A 12,305-nucleotide genomic window follows, 5' to 3' on the forward strand; every position below is an offset into this window, starting at 1 on the left:
TCGTCGAAACCATCGAGGCAGCCGAATGCAAGAACTACTTCGAAAACGCAGGCTACGCTTCCGTCAAAATATGAAACGCTCTAGCGCAAGCCGCATGACGAAAAGGGGCGGGCGACCGCCTCTTTTTTTGTTTGGACTACGCCTTGTCGCGTATCTGCGTCATCGTCTTGGTCGGCGTGATCGCTTCGGGGTCGAGGCGGATTTCCACGATCGCCGGCTTGCCGCTGGCGCGGGCACGTTCGAAGGCGGGAGCGAAATCGGCGGTCTTGTCGACCGTTTCGCCATGGCCGCCATAGGCGCGGGCGAGAGCCGCGAAGTCGGGGTTCTTAAGATCGGTGGCGACGACGCGGCCGGGATATTCGCGCTCCTGATGCATGCGGATGGTGCCATAGATGCCGTTGTTGACGACGACCACAATGATAGGCAGGTCATACTGCACGGCGGTGGCGAATTCCTGCCCGTTCATCAGGAAGCAGCCGTCGCCGGCGAAGGCGACCACGGTGCGCTCCGGAAACAGCTCTTTGGCAGCGACGGCCGCAGGCGTGCCATAGCCCATCGAGCCCGATGTCGGCGCACCTTGAGTGGCGAAGCGGCGGAAGCGGTGGAAGCGATGCACCCAGGTCGCGTAATTGCCGGCGCCGTTGGTGAGAATGGCGTCGTCGGGCAGCATCTTTTCGAGGTAGTTCATGATCGGGCCCATCTGGACCGAGCCGGGGCCGCCTTCCGGTGGCGTCGACCAGTCGAGATAGGAGGCATGCAGCTTTGGTGTCTCGGCTGCCCAAGTCGGCTCAGAGGCCGGCTTGCGCTTGGCGAAAGCGTCGATGAAGGCAGAAGGCGAGGCGTTGATCGCCAGTGTCGGCCTGTAGACGCGGCCGAGCTCGCCAGCGTCGGCATGGACATGGACCAGTGTCTGGTCGGGGTAGGGGCTTTTCAGCAGCGTGTAGTCCGAGGACGGCATTTCGCCCATGCGGCCGCCGATCAGGAGCACGAGATCGGCCTGCTTGATCGCTGTGGCCAGCTTGGGGTTGATGCCGATGCCGACATCGCCGGCATAGTTCGGATGTAGATGATCGAACAGCATCTGCCGGCGGAAGGAACAACCGACCGGCAGCGACCACGCCTCGGCGACCGTGCGCATTTGCGCCACCGCCTCGGCGTCCCAGCGCGTGCCGCCGAGGATGACGAACGGCCGCTTGGCCTTAGCCAGCAGCTTTTCCAGCGCATCGAGCTCCGCTTCGCCCGGCCGTGTCTCAACCGGCGTGTGCGGCAAGGCGATAGGTGCTTCGACGATGCTGGTCAGCATGTCTTCGGGCAGCGAGATCACCACCGGGCCGGGCCGGCCCGATGTCGCCACCGCGAAGGCGCGGGTGACGAATTCGGGGATGCGCGAGGCGTCGTCGATCTCGACCACCCATTTGGCGATATCGCCGAAGAACCTCTTATAATCGACCTCTTGGAACGCTTCACGCTCCTTGGCGTGGCTGGCGACCTGGCCGATGAACAGGATGACGGGTATAGAATCCTGCATGGCGATGTGGATGCCGGCCGAGGCGTTGGTGGCGCCGGGGCCGCGGGTGACGAAGCAGATGCCGGGCTTCCCGGTCAGGCGGCCGTGGCAATCGGCCATCATCGCGGCACCGCCTTCCTGGCGGCAGACGATGGTGCGGATCGCAGAATCGTGCAGCGCGTCGAGCACCGCCAGATAGGATTCACCCGGCACACAATAGATGCGGTCGGTGCCGTTGGCTTCGAGCGCGTCGACGATGAGTTGTCCGCCGGTCTTCATTGTCCAGACTTCTCCAGTTCGGCAAGGATTTCTTGCGTGTGCTCGCCCAGGCGCGGCGAGGGGCGCTCATAGACCAGCGGCGTGCCCGACATCACCATCGGCGCACGCACCGAAGGCAGAAGATTGCCATGGCCGTCGTCGAGATCAAGCCGCATGCCGCGCGCGATCGTCTGCGGATCGGCAAACATCTGGCCGATCGTGTTGATCGGGCTCGCCGGCACGCTGGCCGCTTCCAGCTTGGCCAGCAGCGGATCGCGGTCAAAAACCTTCAGCGCCTCGATCATGCGCTCATGCAATTTCACCCGGTTGGCGACCCGGGCGGGGTTGGTGGCGAAGTCGGGATTGGCAGGCAGGTCGCCCAGTCCGACAGCGGCGCAGAATTTGGCGAACTGGCCGTCATTGCCGACCGCCAGGATGATGTGCCCATCCCGGACCGGCACCACCTCGTATGGGGCGATGTTCATATGCGCATTGCCCATCTGCACCGGCGATTTGCCGGAGACGAGATAGTTCAAATTCTGGTTGCCGAGCGCCGAGATCTGGGTGTCGAAGAGCGCCATGTCGACGTGCTGGCCTTCGCCGGTTTGTTCGGCATGGCGCAATGCTGCCTGGATGGCGATGACCGAATAAAGGCCGGTGAAGATGTCGGAGATGGCGACGCCCGCTTTTTGCGGCTCGCGGCCGACCTCGCCGGTGATCGACATCATGCCGGCCATGGCCTGGATGATGAAGTCGTAGCCGGCGCGCGGCGCATAGGGTCCGTCCTGGCCGAAGCCGGTGATCGAGCAATAGACGAGGCGCGGGTTGATCTTGCGCAGGCTGTCATAGTCGAGGCCGTATTTCTTCAGACCGCCGAGCTTGAAGTTCTCGATCAGCACGTCCGAGGTGGCGACCAGCCGGCGCACGGTCTCGGCCCCTTCCGGTGTCGAGAAATCGATGGCGATGGAGCGCTTGCCGCGATTGCAGGAATGGTAATAGGCGGCCGACAGGTTCTCGCCGTCCTTGCCCATGACGAAGGGTGGCCCCCATTTGCGGGTGTCGTCGCCGCCATCGGGGCTTTCGACCTTGATGACATCGGCGCCGAGATCGGCAAGCAACTGCCCGGCCCATGGCCCGGCAAGGATGCGGGCGAGTTCGACGACGCGGACGCCTTTCAGCGGGGGCTCAGCCATGGATCACCGTGGTTGCCGCAATCACCGTGACTGCTGCGAAAGCAGAGCCTCTATCAAGCCCTGCAACGGCTGTCACGGCTCTTGCAATGGGCCAATCCGTCACGCTTTGAGGACTTTGTCGGCCCAGGCGGCGAAATCATCCATGATGATGTCGCGATTCACCTCGTTCAGGCTTTCGTGGCGGGTGCCGGCGTAAACCTTTGAAACCAGATTCGAAAAGCCCATCGCGCGCATGCGGCTGGCAAGATGCGTGATCCCTTTGCCATAATCCGAGGCGGGATCTCTTTCGCCGCCGACGATGCTGATGGGCAGGTCGCGCCGGATGCCGGCAAAGCCGGCATCCTTGCCGCCGTTCAGCGCCATCGAGACCACATCGCGCCACATCGACACCGAGGCATCCCAGCCGCAGAGCGGATCGGCGATGTATTTCGCCACTTCCGCCTCGTCGCGCGACAGCCAGTCGAACAATGTGCGGTGATTGGGCACCGCCTTGCCCCAGGCCTGGAAGGTGAGCTTCGGCAGCAGACGCGATGGCACGTCGGAGCCGAGCCGCATCCGTTCCCAGGCAAGGATGCCCAGCGCCACCTGTCCGAGCAGGCCTTGGGAGAAATTGCCGTTCCAGATACCGGCGGCATGAACGCGCGGCGAGTGGCGTAACAGGTAGTTCAGCGCGACCGACGCTCCCATCGAATGACCAAACAGGATGACCGGTCTGTTTGGCTGTTCGCGGGCGATAAGATCATGGATGGCGCCGACGTCGGCTATCACCTTGGCCGGGCCGTCGCTGGCGGCGAACCTGCCGAGCGGCGCGTCGGGCGCCTTGGTCGCGCCATGGCCGCGATGATCGTGGACATAGACATCGAAGCCGCGGGAGCCAAGAAAATCGGCAAAGCGGGCATAGCGCGCTGCGTGCTCGGCCAGGCCATGATTGATCTGGACGACGGCGCGTGCCCGGCCATCGGCCTGCCTGACGAAAAGATTGAGCTCGGCACCGGTTGGGGAGCGAACCACGCGCTGCTGGCTGAATGACATGCCGCTCGGTCCCGCCCTTGCATTATCGTCGTTGGCTTTGTTTGCGCCGGCCCACATTATGCGTCAATCCAGCAAACCCGCTTTTCGCGACGATGTTTCTTGCGTTTGGCCAGCAAAATATCGCAATTCTGACATGGAGACAGCTTCAGTCTGTCGCCCACTTGTCCAGCCGAGGATTTTCCATGCGCATTGGTGTCGTTTTCGGATTGGCCATGCTGGCCGCGTCGCTGGCCGGTGCCGCGCGTGCCGACGTCAAGATGAGCGGCTCCTTTGTGGCCGACGCTGCCTGTCCGGCAACGCAAGCCATCAAGAACGGCAAGAACCCCGGCAATGTCTCGACCGATGCCGGGCAGAGCTATCGGCTGCTTGCCGGCAACAAGGATACGCCGACGCATTATCTCATCCTGGTGCCGGGCGCCGATCCGGAGCGCCGCTGGGTGAAGGTCAGCTGCGGCCACGTTTCCGGCAGCAGCGCGGCGACCGTGCCGGCCGCACCTGACGGGCAAGGCAAGCCGGCGGCATCGGGGAAACCCGAATACGTCTTCGCGCTGAGCTGGCAGCCGGCGTTTTGCGAGACAAAGTCGAACAAGACCGAATGCAGGGCGCAGAGTGCTGGTGATTTCGACGCCACGCATTTCACCTTGCACGGTCTCTGGCCGCAGCCGAACGGCAATTTCTATTGCCAGGCGACGGCGAGCGACAAGGCCAACGACAATCCGGCCCACTGGAAAGACCTGCCGCCGGTCAATCTTGACGCCAACACCCGCACGGAACTCGATCAGGTGATGCCCGGCACGGCCTCCCACCTCGATCGGCATGAATGGATCAAGCACGGCACCTGCTACGGCAAGAGCCAGCAGGACTATTTCTCCGATGCGCTCAACCTGATGCGCGCGGTGAACAGCTCGCCGGTGCGCGAACTCTTTGCCAAGAACATCGGCGGCAAGCTGACGGCGGACCAGATCCGCGGCGCTTTCGACACTGCCTTCGGGGCGGGAGCAGGGGATCGCGTGCGCGTTTCCTGCGTCATCGATCCGTCGAGCGGCAGGCGGCTGATCGGCGAACTGACGCTCGGCCTCGCGGGTCCGATCGGGCCCAACAGCTCGCTTAAGGATCTGCTGCTGGCTTCGGTGCCGACCAACAAGGCCGGCTGCCCGACAGGCAATGTCGACGCGATCGGCTTCCAGTAACTCTCAACAGAGATACCGGACTGTCGCGCTGCCGCGCCCTGGTGCTATGCTGCGAGCGCATCATTCTGGCGGGGGCGGCAATGGATGGCATGACGAGCAGCGCGCTGGCGCGGCTGGCTTTCTGGGCCAAGGGCATGGTCTCGATAAACGATGCCCGCATGGAATGGCCGGGCTTTTCGTATACCGACGCCGAGTGGGCACGCATGCGGACGCTCTCCGAACCGATCGGCGTCGGCACCTACCAGCTGTTCACGATCGTCAATGCGGCGATCTTCATCACGATCGCGGCGATCGGCATTTTCGGTGTCTTCCTGCCGCTGGCGACGCTGCTGTTTCCCATAGCGGCGGAAACCAGCGCGCTGAAGTTTTCGCTCCTGCTGGCCGCTTGCGCTTTCCTGATCATCGGGCTCGGTCTGCCGATCTCGATGCACCTTTCGGCCATGCTGGTGGGCGGCAAGACGGTGCGGGCGGTGCTGGTTCCAGCACTCGGCGACGAGGCGTTGGCGTCAAAAGTGTCCTGGCAGATCAACCGCATCATGCTGGTCATGTGCGGCTTGCTGGTGCCGGGCATCCTGCTGTTCATTGCCTACGATATCCAGGCCGGGCCGATCATCACGGTGCTGAAATGGCTGGCGATCGCGCTGATGGCGGTTTCGACCGTGACGGGCTTTCGACGGCAGAGGAATTCGTAACGAACTAGATCTGTGCGGATTTGGTCCGCGCAGCGGCTGTGTCGGCTTCTTGGCCGCCCGGCTCGCCGACGACGCGATCGCGGCCGGTCGACTTCGCCTTGTAGAGACGCTGGTCGGCAAGCGCGAACAGGTCGGCAAGGCAGCGCGTGGTTTCGCTGACGCTGGAAACGCCAGCGCTGACGGTGAGCTCGAAGCGACTGGTGGCGGCCGAGCCCTTGACCGCGTGGCGAATGCTTTCGCCGAACAGCCTGGCGACCGAGTGCGGACGCGAACTGAGGATGGCGAATTCCTCGCCGCCGATGCGGAACACCTGGTCCTCGGCGCTTGCCGTCTCGCCAAGCAGGGCCGCGACCGCCTTCAACACCTTGTCGCCTTCGGCATGGCCGAAACGGTCATTGATCGATTTGAAATGGTCGACATCGATGATCAGCAGGCTGAGCGGCCTGGCGGTGCGCAGGCTGGCCTGGACGGCGGCTTCACCGTCGGCGTCGAAGCGCCCGCGGTGCAGCAGGCCGGTCAGGCCGTCCCGCCCGACATGTTCGACCAGCGCTTCGTAGCGTTCGCGATAGGTCAGCGTATCGAAGATATCGGTCAATCCGCGCGGCGCGGTGACTTGGCGCTCCTCGAACCATTTGAGATAGGCGACGAGCATGGTGCTGAACGTCACCGCCGCCGCCATCTTGGCGAACCAGCCGCCGAAAAAGACGGCTATCGGCGCGCCGGCAACGAAATGCAGGGCGGTGAAAAACCCGGCCTGGTCGAATGTCAGCACGCAAGCGACCGAAATCAGGATGCGCGCGAACGGCGCCTTGCGCAGATAACGCCCGAGCTTTTCATAAAGCAGGATGATCAGGATGGCATCGACGAACAGCAGCGTCGTGCCCCACACCATCAGCCAGCCCATCTGGTCGATGAAGCCGATGTCTGGGAGCCTGCCGTCGGGAAGTGCCGCGATGACGTGCAGGCGCAGCAGCAGCACCAGCCCGATCATCAGCGCATTGCCGAGCAGCAGGCCGTAGATCGGCTGACGCACAGTTGCAGCGTCCTCTTTCATATAGAGCAGCAAAAGCATCACCAGCTTGCCGGAAAACAGCACCGCCGAGCCAGGCGAGACCATGCCGAACGGCAAGGCGACATAAAAAACGCTGGCGAGGTAGGTCTCGAGGAAGTGCATGACACCGAGCGCGCAGATGAACACGCCGAGGCCGATGCGCCTCCGGAAGCGGAAAAGCGTCACCATGACGCTGAAATAGACGACCGCTTCGGCAAGGAGCAGGAAACTGTTCAGCAATGCCGTCGACCCGATCTCTTTCTCGAAATCGCGAATAGCGAGCGATTCCACTCCGATCCTGTTTTGACGCCGAAGAGTTAACCGGAGATTTCAGCACGCTTCGTGCTGGTGGAAAACTTCGGCGGTTGGCGGACACTTCCGCGTGTGACCGGGCAGATATGGCAAAAGCGATTGCCGTTCGCCGCCGCATCGCCTACATAGCGGCCAACCTCCACTCAATTCGACAGATCCAGTCAGTTTTCTGGGCCAGTCAGTTTTTTTCAGGGAAAGCGCGCGTGGCACGCCAGTTCATCTATCACATGGCCGGCCTCAACAAGGCCTATGGCACCAAGAAGGTGCTCGAGAATGTCCATCTCTCCTTCTATCCCGACGCCAAGATCGGCATCCTCGGCCCCAACGGTTCGGGCAAGTCGACGATCCTCAAGATCATGGCCGGGCTCGACAAGGAGTGGAACGGCGAAGCCTGGCTGGCCGAAGGCGCAACCGTCGGCTACCTGGCGCAGGAGCCGGCGCTCGATCCGGACAAGACCGTGTTCGAAAACATCATGGAAGGCGTCGCCGCCAAGACCGCGATCATCGAACGCTATAACGAATTGATGATGAACTACTCCGACGAGACGGCCGACGAGTCGGCCAAGCTTCAGGACGAGATGGACCGGCTCAACCTGTGGGATCTCGAACAGCAGGTCGAGATGGCGATGGAAGCGCTGGGCTGCCCGCCCAAGGATTCGGAAGTCACCAAGCTTTCGGGCGGCGAGCGGCGCCGCGTCGCGCTTTGCCAACTCTTGCTGCGCCAGCCCGACCTTTTGCTGCTCGACGAACCGACCAACCATCTCGACGCCGAAACCACGGCGTGGCTGGAAAAGCATTTGCGTGCCTATCCGGGCGCCGTGATGATCATCACCCACGATCGCTACTTCCTCGACAACGTCACCGGCTGGATCCTCGAACTCGATCGCGGCCGCGGCATTCCCTATGAGGGCAACTACACCAAATACCTCGAAGCCAAGGCCAAGCGGCTCAAGCAGGAAGGCCGCGAGGACGATGCCCGCCAGCGCGCCATCGGCCGCGAGCGCGAATGGATCCAGTCGAGCCCGAAGGCCCGCCAGACGAAGTCCAAGGCGCGTATCCAGGCGTTCCAGGATCTTTTGGATGCAGCCGACAAGCGGCGTCCGAGCGATACGCAGATCGTCATCCCGCATGGCGAGCGGCTCGGCAATGTGGTGATCGAGGCGGAAGGCCTGTCGAAGGGCTTTGGCGACACGCTTTTGATCGACGGCCTGGAATTCAAGCTGCCGCCCGGCGGCATCGTCGGCGTCATCGGCCCGAACGGCGCCGGCAAGACGACGCTGTTTCGCATGATCACCGGCCAGGAAAAGCCGGATGCGGGCTCAGTGCGCGTCGGCGAAACGGTGAAGCTCGGCTATGTCGACCAGAGCCGCGATGCGCTCGATCCGTCAAAGACGGTATGGGAAGAGATTTCCGGCGGCGCAGAAGTGGTCAAGCTCGGCAAATTCGAGGCCAACACGCGTGCCTATTGCGCGTCGTTCAACTTCCGTGGCGGCGACCAGCAGCAGAAGGTCGGCAATCTGTCCGGCGGCCAGCGCAACCGCGTGCATCTGGCCAAGATGCTGAAGACCGGCGGCAATGTGCTGCTGCTCGACGAACCGACCAACGATCTCGACACCGAAACGCTGGCGGCACTCGAAGACGCGCTGGAAAACTTCGGCGGCTGCGCCGTCATCATCTCGCACGATCGCATGTTCCTCGATCGCCTGGCGACGCACATCCTCGCCTTCGAGGGCGACAGCCATGTCGAGTGGTTCGAAGGCAATTTCGAGGATTACGAGCAGGACAAGATCCGCCGCCTCGGGCCGGATGCCGTCAACCCGCACCGCATGACCTACAAGAGGCTGACGCGGTAAGGGGTTTTCCGGGCGGCGAATTCTCAAGAAGACGTGAGGAGTTCACATGGCTGATTGGTCCGCCGCCCAATATCTGAAATTCGAGGATGAGCGCACGCGGCCGGCGCGGGATTTGGTCGCGCAGGTGCCGGTGGACTTCCCGCGCCGGGTCGTCGACATCGGCTGCGGGCCGGGCAATTCGACCGCGCTGCTTGTCGAGCGCTGGCCGGATGCTGAGGTGAGCGGCTTCGACACTTCGCCCGACATGATCGAGAAGGCGCGGGCGCGCCTGCCCGAGGTCACCTTTGATCTGGCCGATGCCTCCAAATGGCAGCCGGCGGAGCCGGTCGACGTGACCTTCGCCAATGCTGTGTTCCAATGGCTGCCCGAGCATCCCGCGGTCTTCCAGCGGCTGATGGGTTTTCTCGCGCCAGGGGGCGCGCTCGCCATCCAGATGCCTGACAATCTGGGCGAGGACTCCCACCGCCTGATGCGGGAGACCGCCGCCGAGATGGCGTTTGCCGAAAAGCTCAAGGGCGCGGCACGCGGGCCGTTGCCGCCGGTGTCGTTCTATTATGATCTTCTGTCGCCGCTCAGCGATCGGCTGGATATCTGGCACACCATCTACAACCACCCGCTTGCCGATGCGCAGGCGATCGTCGAATGGGTGAAGTCGACGGGCCTGAAACCGTTCCTCGATCCGCTGGGTGCCGATGAGCGGACGCTGTTCCTCGAATGTTACACGGCCAAGATCGCCAAGGCCTATCCGAAGACGGCTGATGGCAAGGTGCTCTTGCGCTTTCCGCGCATTTTCATTGTCGCAAAACGAGCTTGATTATCCGTGTTGCGCGGCGTCTTAGGGCCGCTTGGCTTTGCCTGTGGCCATGTCAAGGATCGGCTTAAGTCGGCCCAGATCTTTGGTTTAAGCCGGCGTAAACCGCCTCGGTGAGAAAACTGTTGCGCCGGAGCATTCCGGCGCCCACATGAAGCCGCAGCGCCTGCGGATGGGACGGACTGGACATGCATCGCGTCATCATCAGCGGCATCGGCGTTGAAATCCCCGAACCCACAATCACCAATGAAGAACTGGTCGCCAGCTTCAATGCCTGGGTCGACACGGAAAATGCACGCCGCCAGGATACTGGCGAGCCGCCGCTGCCGAAATCGGACAGCGACTTCATCGTCCACGCCTCGGGCGTGCGCACCCGCCATGTCATCGAGCGCGAGGGCATTCTCGATCCGACCCGGATGGCGCCGCGCATTCCGGCGCGGCCCGACGACGCGCTGTCGCTGGAGGCGGAGTTCGGCATCGCCTCGGCGAAGAAGGCGCTCGACCACGCCGGGCTGCAGCCGTCGGATATCGACCTGGTGATCTGCTCGGCCTCGCATCACCAGCGGCCCTATCCGGCAATCGCCATCGAAATGCAGGAGGCGTTGGGCACCAAGGGCGCCGGCTTCGACATGGGGCTTGGCTGTTCCTCGGCCGCGGCCGCCTTGCACGTCGCCGTCAACCTGGTGCGGTCGGGCGCGCACAAACGCATCCTGGTGACGACGCCGGAGATCATCACCGGGCATCTCAATTTCCGCGACCGGCAGACGCATTTCATCTTCGGCGACGCTTCGGTGTCGATGGTGGTCGAAGGCCTGGCCAAGGGCGACAAGCGGCCGGGGCGCTTCGAGGTGCTCGACACGCGCGTCTGGACGCAGATGTCGAACAACATCCGCACCAATCTGGGCTATCACACCCGCACCGCCCAGGAAGATCCTTACATGATCAATCTGGAAGGCAATCTGATCAAGCAGGTCGGCAACAAGGTGTTCAAGGAAGTCACTGTCGCCGGGCAAAAATTCATCGTCGAATTCCTCGCCGAGCACGGGCTGACGCCGCAGGCGATCAGGCGCTTCTGGCTGCATCAGGCCAATGCGCGGATGAATGCCATGATCCTGAAACTATCGTTCGGCCACGAGGTCGACCACGACCGGGCGCCGATGGTGCTGGAGCGGCTGGGCAACACGGCGGGCGCCGGCGCCATCGTCGCGCTGTCGGAGAACCACGCCGACATGAAGCCCGGCGATTTCGGCCTGATCTGCGCCTTTGGCGCGGGGTATTCGATAGGCGGCGCGCTTCTCAGGATGCTGTAGAGAGCTATTCGTGTCAGACCGGTGCGAACGGCACCAGCATCGGCACCCGTCTGATATAGTCGTCATAGGCGCTGCCCAACTCGTCGTGCAGGAAACTCTCTTCCAGTCTTGCCTTCGTCACGATGCCGATGATGAGCAATGCGAGACCTCGATACCGGGCCTCCGCCCTTGAATCCGGCGCGCTGCTGGGCAGGGGCGGACCATATGGCGGCGGACCAGATCACCATCCAACCAAAGCAACGTGATTGCCGTCACGGGTCGCATGATCGGCCTCCGTGAATTGTCTGGACGTCACCATGAACGGCACGTCGGTAATGCGCCATCACATCGATGACAGGTAAGAAATGCGTGATCGCCATCATATCGATGGTGTTGATCGGACAATCAGTACTTTCGACTGGACGCCTCGAAGTCCGCCCGGCTACTTCGCTGGATGACGAAAGGAAAGAACGCCATGTTGGATCTCTTCCCCGAGGCTGAAAAGCCGACCGAAATCATCCCCGCGCGAAAGCTTGTCGCCAAGGCGGCAGCGCTTTACGTGGCGCCGTCGGATCATTTTCAGACGCGCCCGGTGGATGAATTGCGGTTGGGTTTCGACGGTATATCGGGTGATTTCCATGCCGGGCCAACGCGCCGTTCGGGCGGGCGCGAACCGTGGTATCCGCGCGGCACCGAAATGCGCAACGAACGGCAGATATCGATCATTGCAGCGGATGAACTCGCCATCGTCGCCGAACGGATGGATCTCACCGAAATCAAGCCGGAATGGATCGGCGCCAATCTTGTGATCGAAGGGGTGCCCAACCTCTCCATGCTGCCGGCCGGGACGCTGCTGTTCTTCAAGGGCGGCGTGACCATCAAGGTGGACGCGCAGAACGGCCCTTGCCGCATCGCCGGCCGGTCGATCGCCGAGAATGCCGGAATGGTCGACGTAGAAGCCGGCGCGCTACTGTTCCCAAAAATGGCGAAGCGGCTGCGCGGCGTCGTCGCCTGGGTCGAGAAGCCGGGAACGGTCAAGACCGGCGAAGAGATTTCGGTGCGCGTGCCGGAACAGTGGATCTATAAAGCCTGAGGGCGAGCTACGCCGCCCATGGAG

At 62.8% G+C, this 12,305-nt stretch carries 11 protein-coding genes; 6 read left to right on the forward strand and 5 right to left on the reverse strand.

Annotated features, from left to right (window positions below; translation table 11 throughout):
* Nucleotides 1–136: 136 nt before the first annotated feature.
* The 3 genes from NKJ37_RS26060 to NKJ37_RS26070 form a co-directional block, all read right to left on the reverse strand.
* On the reverse strand, nt 137–1,786 hold the full coding sequence (locus NKJ37_RS26060) for a thiamine pyrophosphate-binding protein (RefSeq protein WP_023813179.1): 1,650 nt from the start codon (nt 1,784–1,786) through the stop codon (nt 137–139).
* Nucleotides 1,783–2,958: a CaiB/BaiF CoA transferase family protein gene (locus NKJ37_RS26065; protein WP_128303462.1), complete on the reverse strand. Its 1,176-nt coding sequence runs from the start codon at nt 2,956–2,958 to the stop codon at nt 1,783–1,785. The genes NKJ37_RS26060 and NKJ37_RS26065 overlap by 4 nt, the downstream gene beginning before the upstream one ends.
* Nucleotides 2,959–3,057: 99 nt before the next feature.
* A complete protein-coding gene (locus NKJ37_RS26070; RefSeq protein ID WP_128303463.1) occupies nt 3,058–3,990 on the reverse strand; it encodes an alpha/beta fold hydrolase in 933 nt (310 codons plus the stop codon).
* A 182-nt stretch (nt 3,991–4,172) separates the two neighbouring features.
* Here NKJ37_RS26070 and NKJ37_RS26075 point away from each other — a divergent pair, with 182 nt between their 5' ends.
* Entirely contained in the window at nt 4,173–5,180 is a 1,008-nt protein-coding gene (locus tag NKJ37_RS26075; protein ID WP_128303464.1) for a ribonuclease T2 family protein, read from the forward strand.
* Nucleotides 5,181–5,269: 89 nt separating this feature from the next.
* Nucleotides 5,270–5,872, forward strand: coding sequence for a hypothetical protein (locus NKJ37_RS26080; RefSeq protein WP_352442212.1), 603 nt, complete (start codon nt 5,270–5,272; stop codon nt 5,870–5,872).
* A 4-nt stretch (nt 5,873–5,876) separates the two neighbouring features.
* Here the strand turns inward: NKJ37_RS26080 and NKJ37_RS26085 are convergent, their stop codons facing one another.
* The gene (locus NKJ37_RS26085; protein ID WP_023813174.1) at nt 5,877–7,163 is read right to left on the reverse strand and encodes a GGDEF domain-containing protein; all 1,287 of its coding nucleotides are present in this window, start codon (nt 7,161–7,163) and stop codon (nt 5,877–5,879) included.
* Between the two features lie 275 nt (nt 7,164–7,438).
* Between NKJ37_RS26085 and ettA the strand changes: the two genes are divergently transcribed.
* The 3 genes from ettA to NKJ37_RS26100 all read left to right on the forward strand — a co-directional run bounded on the left by ettA (nt 7,439) and on the right by NKJ37_RS26100 (nt 11,209).
* A complete protein-coding gene (gene ettA / locus NKJ37_RS26090; protein ID WP_013530923.1) occupies nt 7,439–9,088 on the forward strand; it encodes an energy-dependent translational throttle protein EttA in 1,650 nt (549 codons plus the stop codon).
* 46 nt (nt 9,089–9,134) lie between these two features.
* A complete protein-coding gene (tam, locus tag NKJ37_RS26095; RefSeq protein WP_352630891.1) occupies nt 9,135–9,902 on the forward strand; it encodes a trans-aconitate 2-methyltransferase in 768 nt (255 codons plus the stop codon).
* Between the two features lie 185 nt (nt 9,903–10,087).
* Nucleotides 10,088–11,209, forward strand: a complete 1,122-nt coding sequence (locus NKJ37_RS26100; protein WP_023813172.1) for a beta-ketoacyl-ACP synthase III — start codon at nt 10,088–10,090, stop codon at nt 11,207–11,209.
* 13 nt (nt 11,210–11,222) lie between these two features.
* Here the strand turns inward: NKJ37_RS26100 and NKJ37_RS26105 are convergent, their stop codons facing one another.
* Nucleotides 11,223–11,348: a hypothetical protein gene (locus tag NKJ37_RS26105; RefSeq protein ID WP_352775598.1), complete on the reverse strand. Its 126-nt coding sequence runs from the start codon at nt 11,346–11,348 to the stop codon at nt 11,223–11,225.
* A gap of 315 nt (nt 11,349–11,663) precedes the next feature.
* Here NKJ37_RS26105 and NKJ37_RS26110 point away from each other — a divergent pair, with 315 nt between their 5' ends.
* A complete protein-coding gene (locus tag NKJ37_RS26110; RefSeq protein ID WP_352630888.1) occupies nt 11,664–12,281 on the forward strand; it encodes an MOSC domain-containing protein in 618 nt (205 codons plus the stop codon).
* The last annotated feature ends 24 nt before the right edge of the window (nt 12,282–12,305 follow it).

The sequence above is a fragment of the Mesorhizobium sp. M0140 genome (assembly GCF_040322475.1).
GTDB lineage: Bacteria > Pseudomonadota > Alphaproteobacteria > Rhizobiales > Rhizobiaceae > Mesorhizobium.